This is a genomic window from Paenibacillus sp. FJAT-26967 (assembly GCF_001541095.1).
Classification (GTDB): Bacteria; Bacillota; Bacilli; order Paenibacillales; family NBRC-103111; genus Paenibacillus_F.
The window spans coordinates 13993-32408 of the sequence record NZ_LMXH01000012.1 but is presented as its reverse complement, the minus strand read 5'-3'; the positions used below and the strand labels follow the sequence as shown (position 1 = coordinate 32408).

The following is an 18416-nucleotide window of genomic DNA, read 5'->3' as shown; positions in this document are numbered from 1 at the left end:
ACCGAGTATGTTCACTAATAATATACCACAAAGAATTCTATTTGCCCCTTCACTTCAAGGGGGAAATACTTTACTGATATTAAGTGGATATGCCACCCCTAATATGGCTTCGTGGTTAATAAAGAGTTTTCAGGAACAGGATGTATCTCCTATAAATATTTCGTTACTGATAGGCATGGTTCCTTACAACGGGCTGAGTGTTCCTATACATGAAGGATTTAAAGAACTCCATGGCAAGGCATATCCAAATGCCGTGGAGAATTTTACTTGTAGTTATGTCTGCGAAAACCCTCCAGTCCATGCGAACTTATACATTTGGTTGCAGGATGGAACACCAATGCTGGCTTATACGGGTTCTGCTGAATTTGTACAAAACGCATTTATTTCATCGCGAAAAGAAGTCATGGAATATTGTGACCCAGAAGAAGCATATGATTTTTTTGAGAAAGTCGAAGCAAGCTCTATATACTGTAACCATTCAGAGGTTGAGGACCATATCGTTCTCCGTCCCACACATCAAATTTTAGATGCTGAAAACAATCCCATAACTACCTTGGCTGGGGAGGGTATTGGTTCCATAAAATTATCTCTTCTTACGAATAAAGGTGACATTGGAGAAAAGTCCGGTCTAAATTGGGGCCAGCGTAAGGGGCGAAATAGAAATCAATCATATATCCATCTTCCTTCACAAATCGCAAGAACAGGTTTCTTCCCATTAAATAAACAGCATTTTACTGTAGTCACTGATGACGGTCATACGCTCCTATTAAGGGTAGAGCAACAAAACAATAAGGCGATTACAACACCTCTTAGTAATGCTCAACTTGGAGAATACTTTCGAAACCGTTTAGGTCTTGGAAATGGTTCGTTTGTAACGAAGCAAGACCTGTTGAATTATGGAAGAACGGATGTTACCTTTTACAAAATTGATGATGAGCAATACTTTATGGATTTCCACGTATAAAAAAGCAGTTACTTTGTTAGAAAGTCAACAAAGTAACTGCTTTTTTATACTTTAATACTTGGGGCAACGCTCTCGTATTCAATTCCAGCAAAACACTTTAAAATAGCCTCGAATATAATTTTTGCACCTTGGCAAGGTACAGCCATACCAATTTGTTTTCGTACACTCTCTTTACTTCCTATGAATCTATAGTTATCAGGGAAAGTCTGTAATCTTGCCCGCTCTCTACTAGTCAACGCTCGTGGCTCTTCCCAATGATAAATGTGTGTTCCACCGCCGCCGCTTCCTGTAACTGTATAGGAGGGCTTTGTTGGATCGAGTCTTTTATAGATTTGACTTATTTTTGCACCTGTAACGTTAAGCCTCAGCTCTTCTGGGAGGTCTGCTGTGAATGCGTTCTGTCCAGGAAGAATATGTTGCAATCTTCTAACAACGTTCGCTGATTGATTCGTCAATTCGTTATTAAAAGCGTCTGTTGGAATAGGAGGGTTTTCTATTGCATTTCTACATGTATTATCAATTAAGGTATAAGGCGCTGTTGATGGAACTTTAAATTCAATGCCGATATCATTTCGTATGCCAACAATTATCAAACGATGTCTTGCTTGTGGTATCCCGTATTCCTCAAACTTATACAGATGAGGTGTAATCGTATAACCGGCCTCTCTCAATTCTTTGAGAATCATAGTGAAGGCCTTGCCATCATTTGCATTTCTAAGTCCACCTACATTCTCTGCTACAAACCACTGCGGTTTAAAGATTTTTAATGCTTTGACCCCATATGAGTACAAGGGACCGTAAACTCCGTCCATACCTTTTTGTTCACCAACAACGCTATAATCATTACAAGGGAAACCAAAAGCAAATGCATCAATTGGAGCTAGCTTAGACATATCTAGCTTTCGAATATCCTCATGGTATACAGAATTAGGTGCATCGGGACAAATATTAAATCTATAAGTTTCACAGGTATCCGCGTCATAATCATTCGCCCACTGATGTACAATTCTAAAATTGTCATTATCTATATTTGCATTTATGGCTCCCCAAGCAATACCGCCCGGGCCGCAAAATAATTCTCCAAGCCTAAAAATCATAACTGATCAACCTTCCTTTTTTTGTTGAGAAAATCGATCTGAGCTTGAATGTGTTGCTTTTCCTCGTCATCCAGAGATGAAGCACCTTGAAACACAAACCGATATTCTTTAATATCTTCCTCATTCAGATAACCTGCTAACACATAAAGTGGTAACAATTGAATGTTATATAAACGTGCAAGTTTTTTTAAATCATCAGGAGTACAATTAATCTGTCCTCTCTCTATCTTGCTAAGTCTTGAATCTGTTAAGTTGGTTAATTCATACACCTTTTTTAGGCTCAAATCACATTTTTCGCGACTCTCTTTCAATCGATCGCCTAACGCGGTCATACTACCACCTCTAGTGTTAGAATAACATATTCGCTGCGAATTTGAAAGATATTTCATTAAAATCGCTGCAAATTTGCAGCGCAATAAAAAAGACAGGCCCCTTTTTTTGCGAAATGTCTCTCAAACTAGTTTGGAATCGGTAATGGTCTTTTCGATCAGACAAGAATTAAGTAGTCGGTTAAATTCTTCAATCAAGCATATGGCGTACTTGTCACAATTCCTAAATAAGAACATGTGTTTGCTTAGATCTTACCAAATAATCGTTCGTACATCAAGGTTGAAAAGGTGCTGGTATGTTTTCAACCTTGATAGAATTTTGTTTCCGCTTTCCTAATGATCAATAATGTCGCACTAAAAGTTCTTGCTAATTTGATAGACCCAATTGCTAGAATAAAATTACATCTGACGATAGGAGGAAGTACAATGCCTCAAGCAGGAGTTTCTTTTATAGTTGAGATTAAGGAAGCACATATTATGTGGTGGGAATTTCATCCAAGTAGACGTTCTCATTCAAGACGTGAAGTTTATGGAGAAGGCTATATTCAAATTCCAGCTGGTAGTGCTTATAATTATGGTATTTTTAATAGAAATAATCCTTTCGGAGCAAATGTTCGGTATAACTGCACATCATATAATGGATATTATAACGGACGCTTACTTGCTCAAGGTAATCAGGGAGGAGACCCTAATTATGCCAAGCAATTTTCAGAAGAAGAAAACTTAAAAGCTATTGGCGATTGGTATGATTACGTAGGTGCTACAGCTGGTGATTATGTTAAAGTTGTATTTACTTCACCAACTGATATGATAATCGAGCATAGTTGTACTCCGAATGAATTCCATATCTAGCTTGCAGACGGGTGTAGGAATCCCCTCTTCATATTACTCTCTTGTAACTCTCTTGCAATACGATCACGTCCTTTCCCTGTAAGAAAGCCTTCGAATATCCTTCTGACAATATCAGAGTGGCGTCATTTCGGATGAATAACCTACCATCTTTCACTTCATAACCAAGTGGTGGAATTGATCCTTTAAACTCACCTCGTTGAGCTATGAGCTTGAAAGTTGTCTTTACACGATCACTGATGTTCTGTGATTCTCGCTCATACATTCATGCGTATAAACCGAACATATGGACGTTACCTTCTAAAGTATTGATAGCATTATCAAAAGTGTTAATATGGAGGTTATGCTGTTCCGCCATATCTCTGATTTCATAGGATAGTCGTCCATTCCTCGCTAATCTGGATAATTCCTTCGCCATAATCACATCGAATTTGTTGGCTTTGGCATCAACGATCATACGTTGCAAAACAGGACGTTTGGATATGTTCCGCATACTTTTTAGCCTCTTGCTCAAGATATTCATCCGTGCCTTCGTTTGCATTATAGGTGACGAATGGAGGAAGATAGGTGCCATTGCATCTGGTGACGGTACTTTGTATGGGTCTTAATAATTCGCTGATCGTGAACCAGTTGTATCCCCCTGAACGGTATTGCCTATCCGTACCGCCTGTCGTCGTTGCGACCATAAACTCTTTGCCTTTTAAATTATCCCCTCCGGGTCCAAAAGCCCAGCCAAACGTCAATACATCATCGAACCACTTTTTTAAAAGAGGAGGGCAGCTATACCAATAAAAGGGGAACCGAAACACAACCCGGTCATATTGAAGCAGCAATTGTTGTTCCCTCTCCACATCGATATTCCAATTGGTGTACTCCTGATAGAGGTTGTGAAAATAGATGTCGGTTTGATCTCTCAGCTCTCGTGCCAACGCCTGATTAGCCCGGGAATTATTTAGATTGGGATGCGCAGAAATAACCATAATTTTCATAACAATCATCCTTTCTCATTTTTCGTAGCATCACGATCTACATCCCCATTATTATGCGGAATTTCATTTTTGCAAAGTACGCTTTTTTTTCAGACTAAGTCCTGTGAAACGTACCATAGACGAAGCCTGATTTCGGCAGGTAGTACGATAATCCGTACTAAGTATGATTAATCATCGTACTGTTTTCATTCTGGATACTTTGATAAAATTACTAACAAGGTAAAGATCATGTGACCGGGAGATGGTAAGATGCGAGAGGAAATTCACTATTCTAATAATACACAGGGGATACTTGCCACTCTGCAGGTGATCGGAGGAAAATGGAAGCCACTCATTTTGTTTATTTTATTGCATCAAGGCACAAAGCGATTCGGGGAATTGAGACGTCTGCTTCCGAATGTCACGCAAGGAATGCTTACCAATCAGCTTCGTGAGATGGAACGGGACGGACTCATCATACGCCGTGTGTATCAAGAGATTCCCCCAAAAGTTGAATATTTTTTGACTGATCACGGAAGAACGTTAAGTTCGGTTTTGACCGATATGTGCGGATGGGGATTTAAGCATATTGAATTTATGAATAATGCGAATGGGAACGACACGAACTCCCTCTGACGCTTACGGCGTTGCCAGTCTAACATTTTATTCTCCGAGTCTAGTCCTTTATTTTTCAGTCCAACACTTTATTTTCTCTGGACACTAGGAATATGAATAACATTTATGTATGCAGCAACCAGGAGTGGCCACACGTTATCGGTGTTGGCTGCTTTTGTTTTTGTATACAGCCCTCTGAATTTATCCTGAATTACTATGATCTTTCCTATCCAATTAAAAAACCTCTCCAATAATTTAGTTAATTTGAACCGAAAACGCTTCTCTGCGTGTTCGAACCTCATTCTAGAGTAATACACTAGTGTTAGGGTCGAGAGCTGTCGCAGGAATAAAAAAACGACCACAGAGCAAATGACGATGCTCCATGGCCTGCATCGCTTCGCAATACTCATAATCGTCAGGGTTTGCGATCTGCGATCTCATCCGTGAACAGCTGACCAATTTCATCTGCTGTCAACCCGAGCTTTAAATATAACTGGATGGCCATGACTCGATCTACGGCAGACTCGGCGAAACTCCGATAATCGTTCTCTAGCCTATCTGGTTGCAATAGCCCTTTTTTTCGTAATGCCGGATGGAACGAATGCTGACGTTGGTCAATCGGGATAACTCACCTATTTTCACTTTTATGTACCTCCTTGATAAATGCTCAAGTCGGCAAATGCAAATTGAATCTACATAATCCTGAATCCAGTAAAAAATATCATCTCCTCATTCGGAACAGGAGGACTTCCATTTACGGTGATTGATGTATTGCTCACCCCACTCGTCCAATTGGTCAAATATTGATTTCAGCGTCATTCCAAATTCACTCATTTCATAGACAACTTTTGGCGGTACTTGATTATAAACCGTTCGAATGATGATGCCGGCTTCCTCCAATTCTCGAAGTTGCTGAGTTAACATTTTGTGTGTAATATCGGGAATTTTCTTTTTTAATTCACTCGTTCTCTTGCGTGCAGATCCACAGTTTAAGTGACATAAAATTAATAATTTCCATTTCCCCCCTATAACCTCCAATGCCGCTTCGGCAGGGATGTTAAACGTTCGTATATCCTGTATTTTCATGGGATAACCCCCTTAAATGTTTGGTTGGAATAGGTACTTTTCGGTGCCTATATTACCTTTTAGTTCCTATTGTACAAAAAAGTGCGTTCTTCCTTTTTTTTGCATCCTATCTGATAATCATATCGTACCTAGTAGAAAATGGAAGGTGATTAATATGAAAATCTTGACCGTTGTTTCGCACCCTAGGGTGCAATCCTTAACCTTTTCGGTTGCAGATAGATTTACACAGGGACTCACTGATGCGGGACATGAGACGGAAGTGCTTGATCTGCATCGCAGCGGGTTTAATCCTATATTGTGGGAGCCAGATGAACCCGAATCGTCATCCGAACGCAAGATCTACTCGCCAGAGGTTGAAACAGAAATTGAACGAATGAAGCAACACGATGCTCTCGCGTACATTTTCCCGGTATGGTGGCATAGTTTCCCAGCCATACTTAAGGGATATATCGACCGTGTATGGAACAATGGTTTCGCGTACGGCTCCCACAAACTGCATCATAAAAAAGTACTGTGGATTGGTATGGCATCGGCTCCGAAAGAACACTATGAGAAGTATGAGTACGACAAGATGATGACCCATCACCTTAACATCGGAATTGCCGGTTTCTGCGGAGTCTCTAATAGCAAGGTTGAGATATTGTATGACACTTTGGACTCAAGACCGGAAACTTTCGACAAACTCCTGACGCAAGCGTATCATCTCGGACTATTTTATGACAATGATTTAAAGTCCGTTGCTCAATAGCTCATTTTTCGTGAAGCCACTCTCCTCACGAGAATGGCTTCGCTTATTTTAAAATAGATTTTGAAGAAATATGAGCAATATCAACGAAAAGAAACAACGAGTAAGTGAGCGGTATCATGAGTATTTGTTTATTATCTATCATTGAGAGTTGCCGTAGAATGCCGTAAGGCTGAATGGTAAAGCAAAATAACACAGGATAAAATGAAGGAAAAGACGCTGGGTGGATTATCCCAACGTCTTTTTATCTACTTGCTTAGTATCCATAGTAAACAGATTATCATTTATCAGCTGCTGCCTGGTCGGCAGTCCGCAGAGGGTAGCCATAAATGTTCATTGTTGTGGCGACTCCTCTAACTTCATATAGTACTTGTATTTTTAACTAATCTTCTTATATCCTCTAATAAAGTGAGTTCTGCACTAATCACATCATTCAAATAGTTAACAACAATGTTTTCTTGGTATTTCCTACTAATTATCATGAACCGCAACTTATTTATTAAAGCAATCCAAAAATTATTTGCATGTTCCAACGATGACAATAAATTGTTTATACCTTGTATTTCAAATTGATTTTGTTTCAAATACTGAAGAAATATGTGTTTACTTTGTTGGATAATAGACAGTTTCCATTCGAACAATTCACAATAATTACAATTATAACTATAGACTTTACTTTCTAAATTGATCATTTCATTTTGTAGAAGTTCCTTTAGTTTTATTAATCCTTTGATATTTGGATGGAATAAACTACTTTCGTTACTATGCGGATCAGAATCACTATAAGCGAGTATTTGCCTGCAGAAATTAAGGAAATTATTAGATTCGTTGTGAGGGTTAATTTTATTTACGTCGATCGTAATTTTGAAAAATTTAAAATAACAACTAAAAGCAGGCTCAAGTTCAACTAGATCAATCATTCCAACGTTTCTACTACCGTTATAAGGAATAAAACTTTTATTCAGTAGAGGATCGTTTTCTAAATAAATTAATTTATTATTTTCAATTTTAATTCCTATAAATATATGATCAAGTTCTTCATAGTTTTTCGGATAAATAAATTTACTTTCAAATGAAACAAAGTTTTTATAAAAGGGGACCCTTGGTGGGAATGTGCCGAAAGGTACTAAATGTCCTTTACTTAACTCCAAAGCGTAATCATTAAATAGTTTATTTCCGAGACTTGCATGCATTTCAACGTCAAAAATGTGATTGGAGGTATGGTTCCATGGAAACCGAATTGCGATGTCTTTTAGTAACTTTTCCTTCTCATCAATTTCTACATAGAAAGATGGATTTTGTAAGAAAACAGCGAAAGGTTCTGCTTCGAGCTGTATTCGTTCTTTAAGCGCAAAATAAAGAGGGATCTGAAAACAATCTAGATACTTCCATAGTTCATCGGGTCTTCCATTCATTAGAAGGTAATCGTTCGGATCAAGAATCATATTCAATTAAGATCTGTCCTCCTTGTCGCGGCGCAGACATAGTGTCTTATTATTGAGTGTAACCTTGAATAAAAACGACTACTTCATCAATTGTGGACATATTCTTCATGATTAAAAATTCATCTTGAATTTCAATTCCATATTTCATTTCAATCATAACCATTAAGCGGATAAACATAATGGAATCAAAACCATTTTCCGCCAACTGGTTGTTGAGTGCAGTCGAAGGCTTATGATCCATAAGTTCATAAATGAATTGTTCAACTTGATTTCTGATATTGCTCATTGTATACGCTCCTATTATTCTGATGCCTAATATAAACATGACATTTAGTATGTAGATTAACGTATTTGTTAACAAAATTTTATCATACACTATCCAAAAAAATCAATATATTAAAAGATATATATAATTCTGGAAATTAGCTCTTCTAATTATACATCGGGTTCCACAGGTAATTCTAAGGGTGTAATGGTTGAACATAGCGGTGCCTGGGAATTGAATAAGCAAGTCGACTCATACAGAAAGTAACTGGAATTGGCCTCCAGATTATTTGTTGTTAGAATGGATGGGAAGTACACAACAGGAGATGACATAATTTATGTATAAAATGTTTATGACAATACGCTGCCCTTCTACTAACAGCTTGTGGTAATAATGATACGGATATTCGAAATGCGGAGAGTACAGAGGGGAACCGGCAGCAGTCCGGGCAAACAGGAGACGTACAGGAAGATTCGCAGGAAACAACCAGCCCAACGAAGAAACTCAGCGTCCATCTGAAGAAAGTGCAATTCAGGAGAAGTGGTCTTCTCTACAATTGGATAGAGAAGGACAAATTTTCAATGAAGTCCTACAGTGAAAATGTTAATGAAATACCGTTCACGGGGTGATGAGTCTTTCGAAACTTACCAAGAGGTTTTTTGACCTTTTCGATTCGAAAAGGCTTTTTAAAGGAGGCAGCCAAACAAAAGGTTGGGTGTACAGAATCATTTCTCTAATGATGATATATCATCCCTGTCATTACTTGTGTCATTCTTTGAATGGCTCAGATTGGCTGCTTTTGTTTGCAAACCCTGTTTGGAATAAAAATTAATAATGTCATCAATAGTGGAAAATACGACACTAACGTTCGAATCATGTGTACTTATGTTGATAGAAAACCGCTTTTCTGATGTAGTAACATCTTTATTTTATATTAGCATTTGGTGACTTAAGCTTGATTTAAAGCTTTTTTCAGAGTAATTCCTGCCGTGAATATAGGAACTTTACCTGCCGGAAGTTGCACCTCTTCACCGGTTTTGCGGCTTTTTCCCATGCGTGCTTCACGATTACGGACATCAAATCTCCCGAAGCCGACTAGTTGAACTTCTTTGCCTTGCTTTAAAGCTTCAAAAATTGAGTCCAGCACATGTGTTACAGCTTTTTCAGCGTTCTTTTTTGAAAATCCACCAGATTTAGCTACTTCTTCTATTAATTGATCTTTGTTCATTTGCGATACCTCACTTCTATAATTATAAATTATGAAAATGACAACCTTCGTGATTGTCCATTAGAAAAAATTGATCTACATAGAAACGGTTATTGAACAACAGGAAGGGAGAATTAGACTTTCAAAAAACTCAAAATTTGTAACATGACACATAATGCGGGGAACATTGAGTAACCAAGAATTATATACGTGGCTGCTCGTTTTCTCCTCTTTAGATAAAAAAACTGCCCTTAACACTTGTTAAGGACAGTCACTGTGAATTACAGTTTTACAACATTTTCGGCTTGAGGACCGCGGTTGCCTTGAGTTACATTAAATTCAACGCGTTGACCTTCGTCCAACGATTTAAATCCATCCCCTTGAATCGCAGAGAAATGAACGAATACGTCATTTCCGCCTTCCACTTCAATAAATCCAAAACCTTTCTCTGCATTAAACCATTTCACTGTTCCTGTTTCCATAATAAAATTACCTCCAATTTGTTATTAACATGCTTTTTTTAAAACAAAAAAATCACATATTGAAAAAAGTACCATTACATAAATGATCACTTTTTCAATATGTGAGTTTATGTTAAATCCGTTTATAACCTGATAATAGCACACAAAAGTGTGATAAGCAAGTTTGTGTTGTTCTCCTTTTCCTATATGCCATATGTGATACCGTCTACATGATGTGAAAGCATCTCTGGTGGAGAACTTAGTCAGGAGTTCGGATCGAGCTTGGGCAAAGTACGCTCAGAAGCTCGGAGGCTTCCTTAGTTTTTATGTTTTTCGCGCTCTAAGCAATCACCACATTCGCAAGTGTTGCTTACGAATTTGAGGTCGTTAAACCGCCCTATGCGCCGCTGACACAGGAGATTCCGATTCGTTATACAAAGTGTTATTACGAGCGTTTCCTCATTTTTCCAAAATAACAAAACCGCTACATCCCGATACTAGGGACAAGAAACAATGTGGTATACTATTTTAAACGCATATATAAAGGGGTCTCATTTCATGACAACCGATCAAATCTCGCAATTCGAAAAGAAAATCATCATCCGCAACATTGAACGCGAAGATTTCGATAAAATCATCGCGCTGCAAAATATTTGTTTTCCGAACATGGGCCCCTGGAAGCTGGATCAATTGGAAAGTCACGTCCGCACGTTTCCCGAGGGTCAAATCTGCGTCGAGCTCGACGGTGACATTATCGGCTCCTGTTCTAGCCTGATCGTGAACTTCGACGATTATTTGGAGCAGCATACGTATTCCGAGATCACGGACAAGGGCTATATTCGCAACCATAACCCCCGGGGAGGGAACCTCTATGGGATGGAAGTTATGGTGCATCCGGATTTCCGTCGCATGAAAATCGGCAGAAGGTTATACGAGGCGAGGAAACGGCTGGCGGAGCAGCTTAACCTCAAAAGTATTATCGTAGGGGGACGTATCCCGGGGTATCACAACTATTCCGATAAGTTGTCGCCAAGAGCTTACGCGGAGGAAGTGCTGCAGCAGAACATCTACGATCCGGTGCTGACCTTTCAGATGATGAACGGATTTACGCTGAAGAGGATCATTACCAATTATTTGTCCGATGATGCCGATTCTGAGAATTTCGCGGCCCTGTTAGAATGGAATAATATCGAATACAGGCCGAGTATCAACAAGACGCTGTATAAAATGTCTTTCCCCGTCCGCATTTGCGTAGTCCAGTATATGATGAAGAAGATCGATTCTTTCGAGGAATTCGCCACCCAGTGCGAGCACTACGTGGACGTGGCATCGGATTACAAATCCGATTTCGCTGTTTTCCCGGAGAACTTCACCATGCAGCTGCTTTCCTTCTTGGATGAACGCTCTCCGAGCTTGGCCGTCCGGAAGCTCACGACATATACGACCAACTATGTGGAGTTATTCTCCGAACTCGCGGTCAAATACAACGTAAATATCGTAGGCGGCTCTCACTTCGTCGAGAACAATAACCGGATCTACAACGTGGCTCACTTGTTCCGCCGGGACGGCACAATTGAGCAGCAATACAAACTGCATATTTCTCCTAACGAGCGGAAGTGGTGGGGCATCAACGGGGGTAGCTCACTCGAGGTGTTCGACACGGATTGCGGTAAAATATCGATTCAACTCAGCAGCGATATCGAGTATCCGGAGTTGTCGCGTATCGTCGCAGAGGAGGGGGCGCAGATTATATTCGTTCCTTTCTGCGCGGAAGACAGACAGACGTTCCTGAGGGTGAAGTACTGCGCACAGGCCAGGGCGATCGAGAACCAAGTGTTCATTGTGACCGCGGGAACGGTAGGAAATTTAACCCATGTGGATAACGTAGACGTTCAGTATGCCCAGTCCGGTATCTATACGCCGGCTGATTTCTCTTTCTCTCGCGACGGCATCGCGGGGGAGTGCAGCGAGAATACGGAGACGGTCATCATGGCCGAGGTAGATATGGAAACGCTGGAAAGGTACCGTAAGTCCAGTGATGCATTGTCGTTCAAGGATCGCCGGACGGACATCTATTCCTTACAAATACGTACTTAAAACATACCAGAGGTGCTTATGAAGAAGTTAACGATTGCAACAACGCAATACGGTCTCACCGATATCCGTACCGAAGAAGAGTTCTGGACGGGAATCAAGACGAAGGTTCGGGATGCTGCCGAGCAGGGCGCCTCCATGATCGTATTCCCGGAGTACATGACGGCTCACTTGCTAAGCATAGAGCCGTCGATGCTGCACGATGAAGCGTGTTATTTTCTGGACGGGCTGACGGATAAATATATCGAGTTCTTCGGAGAGCTGAGCCGAGAATACGATATTGCTATACAAGCGGGGACGCATATTTGCTTAGAGGAAGAGGGTAAGTACTCGAACAAGGCATTCCTCTTCTTTCCCGAGGGACGGGTGGAAACGCAGAGAAAGGTGCATCTTACGCCGGAGGAGCAAATTCGCTGGCCTCTGGTCGGAGGTGACGAGCTTAACGTATTCGACACGGAGTGGGGCAAGATGGCGATCTTGACCTGTTACGACATCGAGTTTCCGGAGCTGGCAAGGGCAGCCGCACTTCGCGGCGCGGAACTGCTTCTATGCCCTTCCTATACCGATAGTTCCTTCGGGTACCATCGTGTGCGGCATTGCGCCCAAGCGAGGGCGATCGAGAATCAGCTGTTCGTTGTATTAAGCGGCCTCGTTGGAGCTTTGTCCGAGGATCGTCCGCAGGTGGACATTGGTTTTTGCCAAGCGGGCGTATTCACTCCATGTGATCTACCGTTCGCCGCGGATGGCATCTTGCAGGTCGGAGAAACGAACGAAAACAGGACGGTGCTGGCGGAACTTGACTTCCATAGGCTCCGAGAGAATCGCGAACGCGGCGCGGTAGCACCTTTCTACGACCGCCGCCCCGATCTATACGAACACGAACACCAGAAGACGCTGCTGTAAACCGAAAAGGCCGTTTGGTCCCTTGCGAGAGGGGTCAAACGGCTTTTGTAGTACCAGAAAAGAAAAAATTAAGCTTCGAAGAAAAAGTAACCCGAATCGAAAAGAAAATCTTAAGAGATTAGCAAATTTTTGGATTTCACCTGTTGTCGCGGATGGTTTTCAATTAGCCTGTACAGGTAATAAACGCTACTCAATTCTCATCTTAAAAGTAAAGAGCGGCGGGACTTGGCCCAGCAAGACAGAAACATGAGACTAAGAAAGCCCATACTCACTTCTAGGCTGGATCTTGGCTAAATCCATGATTGAAACAAAAGGGTTTTTCTGGACGCTAAGTATCCATTTTTTGCAAGATGTGGTTATATTCACGGCGGTGCTTAGGAATTGAATAAGCAAATCGATCATACAGAAAGTAACGGGAATTGGCCTCCCAATGTATTTGTTGTTAGAATGAATGGGAAGTACACAACAGGAGATGACATAACTGATGTATAAAACATTTATGACATTAAGTGCCGCTGCCCTTCTGCTAACAGCTTGTGGTAGTAATGATACGGATATCCGTAATACGGAGAGTACAGAAGAGAACCGGCAGCAGTCCGGGCAAACAGATGTCGTACAGGAAGATTCACAAGGAAATAACCAGCCCAAAGAAGAAACTCAGCGACCATCTGAAGAAAGCGTAAATCAGGAGAAGTGGTCTTCCCTACCTGAGTATGATACGATTATTCAACAAATCGGTGATAAGGATTATCAGTTCAAAACGGTAACCGATAACGAAGGCGATCGAATACTTCTCATAGAACAAGACGGTAAAGAGCGCTACAAGACCATCTATGTCAAAAAGACGAAGCGTCTTAAAATCATTCAATTGGATAGAGAAGGACAAATTTTCAATGAAGTCTTGCAGAAATAAGATATATAATGAATTACCCTTCACGGGGTTGAGGAGGTTGTCTTAACAGGCATCCTCTTTTTTATTAGCTTGAGCAAACTTATTGGTTAAAATCATTTCCTTCAAAATTTTGTTAAAGAATCCGATATATAAGGAGGCAACCGATATAAAAGAAAATCATATGGGGCAAAAGAGGGGACTATTAAAATGTTTAATCGTAACAAACTAGGTGTTTGGCTTGGAATGGCCGTTGTATTGCTATTGGTCAGCGCTGGATGCGCAAAGGAACAAACAGACGAGGAGAAGCTGGCGGAAGCAATTAAGAATTCGCTTGCGAACTCTGTGAATAAGGCAGCAGATCCAGCCGCTAAAAAAGAAGAGCCCACCGTGGAGTCTAAGCTAAGCGAGATCAGCAATTTTGTAACCTCGAGCATTTGGAATGAAGGATTCGTTAACATAGGCTGGTACAAAAATAGCGGTACTGGCAGCACTGGCGAGAAGATCGATATAGATTTCACTATTGACCGCCTAGGTAAAGCGATGGAGAAGAAGGCGGAATATAATACGTATATACAGGGTTTGGATGCGAAGTACGATAATGTGAAGCAAGTATGGGCCAAACTCTCCAATGAAGCCGATATCCTATATAAACAGTTAAAGGAAAGTAAGCCCCAAGCGAACGACAAGAGTTACAAATTCGATACCGGATTATTCAAGCAGTATAGTGAAGCTTTTAAAGATGATGTACGAGCTCTAAAAACGAAATAATTAGACCACTTATTGAAGAGAATAGGCGAAAACAGTAGAGGGGCTGATGCTCCTCTTTTACTTTTTCTAAGTGCCAAACGAATAATAAAAGGAAGGAATTGTTCAATCATCTATTGAAAACATTAAAGCAACTGGTTATTTGTGGTATCAATTTCTAAGCTAATAAAGGAGATGTCAATGACAGAGAGTAAATATAGGCGGTTGTTTGATTTCATCCGCTACTTCGAGGACGAGAGTGTGCAATTCTGCAAATGGCAGCCGGGCAAAGAGGTTAAAGACGGAGTTTACTCGATGCCCTATTGTATTTACGACGAGAAATTACATACGTTTATTGGTGCGGTAAACGACTGTGACATCTTGCTGCCAAACTATTTAAATGTGCTGGGCAGTGCGATCGGAACGAGTAATGAAGCTCTTCAAATCATTAAGGGAACCAACGATCTGGAGATGCTGCAGGCGATCCTGACCTATTACGTTCGTCAAGAAAGGTTTTGTGATGGAACATGGGCGCAAGCTGCGGAGAATAAGATATTTCTGAATATTTTATTGAAGCTTAAGGAATGTCTGCCTGATGATTTTTAAGCACATTTCTTTCCGGAAGATTAAGATCTAATGACCACCATTCTAATCCTTGCTTAAAAAAGGAGAATATATGAATATTCAAGCGGTCTTCGGGCAATTTCCCATCCTCGCGTCGGATGATCTGATACTGAAACAAGTTGACGTCAGCCATCTTGATGAGGTTTACAGCATTTACAGCAATGACGGAGTGTTCGAGTATTGTGGAATAATCCCCAAACATAACCGGGACACGGTCAAGAAGATGATCGGCCATTTTGAACGGGATTATAATAAGAAATCCAAAGTTAAATGGGGGTTATTCCTAGGCAGCGAAAGCGATAAGCTTGTGGGTATAATAGAAGCTTTTGATTTGAATCAGAAGGTAAACATGGTGACGATCGGTTATTTCCTTGAGGAATCATATTGGGGCAAAGGAATTGCGACCCGCGCGGTAGAGGTACTGGTTCGATTTTTATTCGAGGAAGCCGGAATAAACAGAATTCAGGCTGAAGTGATGCCCTTGAATGAAGGTTCGAAGAAGGTTCTGCTCAAGAACGGTTTCCTCCAAGAAGGGACGATTAGACAAGCAGCCCTGTGGCCGGGCAAAGGTGTTGTGGATTTGGAGATCTATGGCATACTCAAGATTGAGTACGACAAGCTAAACCAAATTCGTTGATAACGATGGGAATATGCCAATAAAGAATAGTCAGTTATGTGGTATAAGCAAAATGTACCTGAGAAAAAGAGTGTTCCATTTGAGAGGATTTTTTATATGGCTGAAAAATGGACAGTTGTATCGAGCCCAGGGAGTGCGGCGTATCACTTATGCCATCCTGGAAGAAAAGGGGCATTATTGTAGATGAAATAAGAACAGCGCGCGCCGATACTAATCGGCACGCGCTGTTTGTTTAAGTATATTATCCGCGCGAAGGAAACTCACCTTGCAAGCAGATGATAAAAGTCTGCGCGATAAAAGGCTGCATGTTGTTGTGCGGCTGTGAACCGCCCGTAACGTTCAGAGCCACCGGCGACATCTGTACGTTAGGAGTCGGATCATACAGATTGGGAGCGGGCGAGAATTCGTCAGGAGGCTCGCCTTGCGCCCAGAAGTTCTGGGTCGGATCTCCGACCGCTCCTGCACTATCAATCGCCTGCGGCATATGTGTATGCGATGGCATCTCTGTAGTAAGAAGCGTTACCGTCTGTTCTCCCACCTTCTGACCCATACTGCGCGGAGTCAGTCCCTGACCGCTGCCCTGGTGCATAGGAGCCGTGCCCATCAGATTCGGAAGCGCAAAGGTCGTTTTGCCGTCTCCGCCATATTGAACGCCGAGGATAGAGAACAGGGCTGTATTTTGAGTAATGGACATTAACTGGCCATTGCAGAGTGCCCAGCCTTTGGGCGCAAAATTTCCCGCAAATATACGGATTTCACCAATATAAGCGTCTGCCATTGATTAACCCTCCTTTTCTAGTTCCGGCTAGGGAAAATGCCTTGAATTGCTATAGCAAAGTTTAGAGACAAATAAGGCTGCATGTTGTTATGGGGCTGGCTGCCGCCTGCCTGACCGATGGCGCCGCTATTCATCTGAATCATCGTAGCTGCGGGATCGTACACAGATCCGTTGGCCGCCGCCCATACATTATTCAGCGGAGAAGGATCGCTAGCCGAGGTGGAGGAAGCCTGCACCTGATGTGTATGCTGAGGAATTTCCGACACGGTCAAAGTATGAGCGGCTTCACCTGCCGCAGTTCCGAGCGGGATTGTGCTGGAAACATGAATCGGGACGCGGCCGCGGTAATCCGGCAGTGCAAAGGTAGTTACCCCGTTCCCGCCATATACGTTGCCGAGCAGGGAGTAGAGGGCCTGATTTCCGTTGATTTGGAGAATTTGGCCTTCGCAATACATCCAGCCCCTTGGAGCATAGCCATTAGCGAATAGTCGTACTTCGCCCACAAACGGTTCTGACATGGTAGAACCTCCTTTAATTCATTAAGATTTAGAATCACTTGTTAAGGCTGAGAAGGGAAAACTCCTTCTAATGCAATGATGAAAGAAATGGTTAATGAGGGCATTACATTATCGTGAGGCTGATTGCCTCCTACGGATGACAATGCTTGATTGCTCATATTAACGGGAGTGATGCCGGGGCCGCCGCTGGCAAAATGCCGGGAAGAGCTCATGCTCCATACGTTGTTCTGGGGAGTACTGTCTGTCGCAAGCGTACTGTTGGCATTGGCGATATGGGTATGGGAAGCGAGCTGACTGGAAGTCAGGGTGACCGTTTCGGTTCCGCCTTTATTGCCCCAAGGATATGTTGGATTCTTGTGAATCGGAACCCTTCCCTGAAGATCCGGCAGGGCGAATGTGGTCTGACCATTTCCGCCATACGTAGTGCCTAGCAGGACATATAGGGCTTCGTACTCGGCAATAGAGAGTACTTGACCGTTGCATAAAGCCCAGCCTCTGGGAGCGAAATTGCCCGCAAACATGCGGATTTCACCCAAATAACAATCGCTCATGGTGAGTCACCTCTTCATTTAAATGTTTGTAGGGGTAGTGCAGGACTCCATTCCATACGGAGATGAAGTCCGGAAACGCCGGTATTGCCAAAGCCTAGCCTCTGATAGAGCCGCAATGCGGGACTGTCCGGAAGAACGTGAAGCACAAGCTTCAGGGAAGCGGTTACAGCTTCCTCCTGAAGTTCACGGATCAGCAAGCTGCCTATCCCTTGGTTCTGATGAATGGGCAGCAGGGCAATATCGACCAGCACCAGCGAGTCGTTCGTGCGGGCAACTAGTATTCTTCCGGCTGGAGAATCGCCTACGTGGATGATAAGTTCCTCGGCGTCAGGATACTGGGCGGTATAACTGTTTTTTTGAGCCATCCATTGCATATGCAAGAACGGGCGCCTCATCTGCTCATCCCATCCCCAAGCTTGCAGCTCCGCTTCACGGGTGCTTGCATACAGTTGGAACAGAAAGGGAGCATCGGCAGGGCATGCCGGTAATTTACGTATCATGTTCCCTCCCCGATAGGCCGTTGGGCCTAGAATAGTTCGATTATAACGCACTGATTGTAAAATTACACCATTCGTTTTTCAAAAAGTGACATTCTATATTAAAATTCTACAAAACCCATTTACCAGGAAATGGAGATGTCTTAT

Annotated in this window: 24 protein-coding genes and 1 pseudogene; 10 read left to right on the top strand and 15 right to left on the bottom strand. The window is 42.0% G+C overall.

Annotated elements, in window-relative coordinates:
- The first annotated feature begins 7 nt into the window (after positions 1-7).
- Positions 8-964 (top strand): restriction endonuclease PLD domain-containing protein, encoded by a 957-nt coding sequence (locus AR333_RS23175; protein ID WP_068777738.1) that lies wholly within the window; start codon positions 8-10, stop codon positions 962-964.
- A gap of 44 nt (positions 965-1008) precedes the next feature.
- Here the strand turns inward: AR333_RS23175 and AR333_RS23170 are convergent, their stop codons facing one another.
- Complete coding sequence (locus AR333_RS23170) at positions 1009-2061, bottom strand: DNA cytosine methyltransferase (RefSeq protein ID WP_068777737.1); 1053 nt, start codon at positions 2059-2061, stop codon at positions 1009-1011.
- Entirely contained in the window at positions 2058-2393 is a 336-nt protein-coding gene (locus AR333_RS23165; RefSeq protein ID WP_068777736.1) for a helix-turn-helix domain-containing protein, read from the bottom strand. The genes AR333_RS23170 and AR333_RS23165 overlap by 4 nt, the downstream gene beginning before the upstream one ends.
- 423 nt (positions 2394-2816) lie before the next feature.
- On the opposite strand from AR333_RS23165, the gene AR333_RS23160 reads away from it, so the two are divergent.
- The gene (locus tag AR333_RS23160) at positions 2817-3242 is read left to right on the top strand and encodes a hypothetical protein (RefSeq protein ID WP_216638995.1); all 426 of its coding nucleotides are present in this window, start codon (positions 2817-2819) and stop codon (positions 3240-3242) included.
- On the opposite strand, the gene AR333_RS25540 is transcribed toward AR333_RS23160, so the two are convergent.
- From AR333_RS25540 to AR333_RS23145, 3 genes are all read right to left on the bottom strand, one after another.
- Positions 3239-3340, bottom strand: coding sequence for a hypothetical protein (locus tag AR333_RS25540; RefSeq protein WP_253735958.1), 102 nt, complete (start codon positions 3338-3340; stop codon positions 3239-3241). The genes AR333_RS23160 and AR333_RS25540 overlap by 4 nt on opposite strands.
- Before the next feature lie 164 nt (positions 3341-3504).
- Entirely contained in the window at positions 3505-3696 is a 192-nt protein-coding gene (locus AR333_RS25535) for a recombinase family protein (RefSeq protein ID WP_068777733.1), read from the bottom strand.
- Positions 3686-4228 carry an NAD(P)H-dependent oxidoreductase gene (locus AR333_RS23145; RefSeq protein WP_068777732.1) on the bottom strand — a complete coding sequence of 181 codons (543 nt, stop codon included), beginning with the start codon at positions 4226-4228 and terminating at the stop codon, positions 3686-3688. The genes AR333_RS25535 and AR333_RS23145 overlap by 11 nt, the downstream gene beginning before the upstream one ends.
- Positions 4229-4477: 249 nt before the next feature.
- On the opposite strand from AR333_RS23145, the gene AR333_RS23140 reads away from it, so the two are divergent.
- The gene (locus tag AR333_RS23140) at positions 4478-4843 is read left to right on the top strand and encodes a helix-turn-helix domain-containing protein (protein ID WP_068777731.1); all 366 of its coding nucleotides are present in this window, start codon (positions 4478-4480) and stop codon (positions 4841-4843) included.
- A gap of 369 nt (positions 4844-5212) precedes the next feature.
- Here AR333_RS23140 and AR333_RS24420 read toward each other — a convergent pair.
- Both AR333_RS24420 and AR333_RS23130 read right to left on the bottom strand, forming a co-directional pair.
- Positions 5213-5464: pseudogene (locus tag AR333_RS24420) on the bottom strand (MerR family transcriptional regulator); the annotation flags it as partial.
- Between the two features lie 87 nt (positions 5465-5551).
- On the bottom strand, positions 5552-5908 hold the full coding sequence (locus AR333_RS23130; RefSeq protein WP_068777729.1) for a helix-turn-helix domain-containing protein: 357 nt from the start codon (positions 5906-5908) through the stop codon (positions 5552-5554).
- Between the two features lie 154 nt (positions 5909-6062).
- Here AR333_RS23130 and AR333_RS23125 point away from each other — a divergent pair, with 154 nt between their 5' ends.
- A complete protein-coding gene (locus AR333_RS23125) occupies positions 6063-6656 on the top strand; it encodes an NAD(P)H oxidoreductase (protein ID WP_068777728.1) in 594 nt (197 codons plus the stop codon).
- A gap of 356 nt (positions 6657-7012) precedes the next feature.
- Here AR333_RS23125 and AR333_RS23120 read toward each other — a convergent pair whose 3' ends face one another.
- The 4 genes from AR333_RS23120 to AR333_RS23105 all read right to left on the bottom strand — a co-directional run bounded on the left by AR333_RS23120 (position 7013) and on the right by AR333_RS23105 (position 10052).
- The gene (locus tag AR333_RS23120) at positions 7013-8104 is read right to left on the bottom strand and encodes a hypothetical protein (RefSeq protein ID WP_068777727.1); all 1092 of its coding nucleotides are present in this window, start codon (positions 8102-8104) and stop codon (positions 7013-7015) included.
- A 43-nt stretch (positions 8105-8147) separates the two neighbouring features.
- Entirely contained in the window at positions 8148-8384 is a 237-nt protein-coding gene (locus AR333_RS23115) for an acyl carrier protein (RefSeq protein WP_068777726.1), read from the bottom strand.
- 928 nt (positions 8385-9312) lie between these two features.
- Entirely contained in the window at positions 9313-9591 is a 279-nt protein-coding gene (locus AR333_RS23110; protein ID WP_068777725.1) for an HU family DNA-binding protein, read from the bottom strand.
- Positions 9592-9851: 260 nt separating this feature from the next.
- The gene (locus AR333_RS23105; protein WP_068669720.1) at positions 9852-10052 is read right to left on the bottom strand and encodes a cold-shock protein; all 201 of its coding nucleotides are present in this window, start codon (positions 10050-10052) and stop codon (positions 9852-9854) included.
- Positions 10053-10589: 537 nt separating this feature from the next.
- Here AR333_RS23105 and AR333_RS23100 point away from each other — a divergent pair.
- The 6 genes from AR333_RS23100 (at position 10590) to AR333_RS23075 (ending at position 15925) form a co-directional block, all read left to right on the top strand.
- Positions 10590-12128, top strand: a complete 1539-nt coding sequence (locus AR333_RS23100) for a bifunctional GNAT family N-acetyltransferase/carbon-nitrogen hydrolase family protein (RefSeq protein ID WP_068777724.1) — start codon at positions 10590-10592, stop codon at positions 12126-12128.
- A gap of 18 nt (positions 12129-12146) precedes the next feature.
- Positions 12147-13028, top strand: a complete 882-nt coding sequence (locus AR333_RS23095; RefSeq protein WP_068777723.1) for a carbon-nitrogen hydrolase family protein — start codon at positions 12147-12149, stop codon at positions 13026-13028.
- A 484-nt stretch (positions 13029-13512) separates the two neighbouring features.
- On the top strand, positions 13513-13941 hold the full coding sequence (locus AR333_RS23090; RefSeq protein WP_068777722.1) for a hypothetical protein: 429 nt from the start codon (positions 13513-13515) through the stop codon (positions 13939-13941).
- Between the two features lie 186 nt (positions 13942-14127).
- Positions 14128-14688: a hypothetical protein gene (locus AR333_RS23085; protein WP_068777721.1), complete on the top strand. Its 561-nt coding sequence runs from the start codon at positions 14128-14130 to the stop codon at positions 14686-14688.
- Between the two features lie 177 nt (positions 14689-14865).
- Positions 14866-15270: a DUF6508 domain-containing protein gene (locus AR333_RS23080; protein WP_068777720.1), complete on the top strand. Its 405-nt coding sequence runs from the start codon at positions 14866-14868 to the stop codon at positions 15268-15270.
- Positions 15271-15340: 70 nt separating this feature from the next.
- Complete coding sequence (locus tag AR333_RS23075) at positions 15341-15925, top strand: GNAT family N-acetyltransferase (protein WP_068777719.1); 585 nt, start codon at positions 15341-15343, stop codon at positions 15923-15925.
- A 241-nt stretch (positions 15926-16166) separates the two neighbouring features.
- Here the strand turns inward: AR333_RS23075 and AR333_RS23070 are convergent, their stop codons facing one another.
- Genes AR333_RS23070 through AR333_RS23055 form a run of 4 tightly spaced genes read right to left on the bottom strand, consistent with a single transcriptional unit; the run spans position 16167 to position 18272 of the window.
- The gene (locus AR333_RS23070) at positions 16167-16703 is read right to left on the bottom strand and encodes a phage tail protein (RefSeq protein WP_068777718.1); all 537 of its coding nucleotides are present in this window, start codon (positions 16701-16703) and stop codon (positions 16167-16169) included.
- A 17-nt stretch (positions 16704-16720) separates the two neighbouring features.
- A complete protein-coding gene (locus AR333_RS23065; protein WP_068777717.1) occupies positions 16721-17221 on the bottom strand; it encodes a phage tail protein in 501 nt (166 codons plus the stop codon).
- 41 nt (positions 17222-17262) lie between these two features.
- Positions 17263-17772, bottom strand: coding sequence for a phage tail protein (locus AR333_RS23060; RefSeq protein ID WP_068777716.1), 510 nt, complete (start codon positions 17770-17772; stop codon positions 17263-17265).
- 14 nt (positions 17773-17786) lie between these two features.
- Positions 17787-18272, bottom strand: coding sequence for a GNAT family N-acetyltransferase (locus AR333_RS23055; protein ID WP_068777715.1), 486 nt, complete (start codon positions 18270-18272; stop codon positions 17787-17789).
- Positions 18273-18416 lie beyond the last annotated feature (144 nt).

Excerpts from the sequence above, each read along its gene's own strand:
- AR333_RS23105 (WP_068669720.1), bottom strand. The coding sequence starts at position 10,052 with ATGGAAACAGGAACAGTGAAATGGTTTAATGCAGAGAAAGGTTTTGGA.
- AR333_RS23090 (WP_068777722.1), top strand. The coding sequence starts at position 13,513 with ATGTATAAAACATTTATGACATTAAGTGCCGCTGCCCTTCTGCTAACA.
- AR333_RS23055 (WP_068777715.1), bottom strand. The coding sequence starts at position 18,272 with ATGATACGTAAATTACCGGCATGCCCTGCCGATGCTCCCTTTCTGTTC.
- AR333_RS23075 (WP_068777719.1), top strand. The coding sequence starts at position 15,341 with ATGAATATTCAAGCGGTCTTCGGGCAATTTCCCATCCTCGCGTCGGAT.
- AR333_RS23165 (WP_068777736.1), bottom strand. The coding sequence starts at position 2,393 with ATGACCGCGTTAGGCGATCGATTGAAAGAGAGTCGCGAAAAATGTGAT.
- AR333_RS23070 (WP_068777718.1), bottom strand. The coding sequence starts at position 16,703 with ATGGCAGACGCTTATATTGGTGAAATCCGTATATTTGCGGGAAATTTT.
- AR333_RS23100 (WP_068777724.1), top strand. The coding sequence starts at position 10,590 with ATGACAACCGATCAAATCTCGCAATTCGAAAAGAAAATCATCATCCGC.
- AR333_RS23110 (WP_068777725.1), bottom strand. The coding sequence starts at position 9,591 with ATGAACAAAGATCAATTAATAGAAGAAGTAGCTAAATCTGGTGGATTT.
- AR333_RS23085 (WP_068777721.1), top strand. The coding sequence starts at position 14,128 with ATGTTTAATCGTAACAAACTAGGTGTTTGGCTTGGAATGGCCGTTGTA.
- AR333_RS23060 (WP_068777716.1), bottom strand. The coding sequence starts at position 17,772 with ATGAGCGATTGTTATTTGGGTGAAATCCGCATGTTTGCGGGCAATTTC.
- AR333_RS23130 (WP_068777729.1), bottom strand. The coding sequence starts at position 5,908 with ATGAAAATACAGGATATACGAACGTTTAACATCCCTGCCGAAGCGGCA.
- AR333_RS23115 (WP_068777726.1), bottom strand. The coding sequence starts at position 8,384 with ATGAGCAATATCAGAAATCAAGTTGAACAATTCATTTATGAACTTATG.
- AR333_RS23145 (WP_068777732.1), bottom strand. The coding sequence starts at position 4,228 with ATGAAAATTATGGTTATTTCTGCGCATCCCAATCTAAATAATTCCCGG.
- AR333_RS23170 (WP_068777737.1), bottom strand. The coding sequence starts at position 2,061 with ATGATTTTTAGGCTTGGAGAATTATTTTGCGGCCCGGGCGGTATTGCT.
- AR333_RS23080 (WP_068777720.1), top strand. The coding sequence starts at position 14,866 with ATGACAGAGAGTAAATATAGGCGGTTGTTTGATTTCATCCGCTACTTC.
- AR333_RS23175 (WP_068777738.1), top strand. The coding sequence starts at position 8 with ATGTTCACTAATAATATACCACAAAGAATTCTATTTGCCCCTTCACTT.
- AR333_RS23095 (WP_068777723.1), top strand. The coding sequence starts at position 12,147 with ATGAAGAAGTTAACGATTGCAACAACGCAATACGGTCTCACCGATATC.
- AR333_RS23160 (WP_216638995.1), top strand. The coding sequence starts at position 2,817 with ATGCCTCAAGCAGGAGTTTCTTTTATAGTTGAGATTAAGGAAGCACAT.
- AR333_RS23125 (WP_068777728.1), top strand. The coding sequence starts at position 6,063 with ATGAAAATCTTGACCGTTGTTTCGCACCCTAGGGTGCAATCCTTAACC.
- AR333_RS25535 (WP_068777733.1), bottom strand. The coding sequence starts at position 3,696 with ATGATCGTTGATGCCAAAGCCAACAAATTCGATGTGATTATGGCGAAG.
- AR333_RS23065 (WP_068777717.1), bottom strand. The coding sequence starts at position 17,221 with ATGTCAGAACCGTTTGTGGGCGAAGTACGACTATTCGCTAATGGCTAT.
- AR333_RS23140 (WP_068777731.1), top strand. The coding sequence starts at position 4,478 with ATGCGAGAGGAAATTCACTATTCTAATAATACACAGGGGATACTTGCC.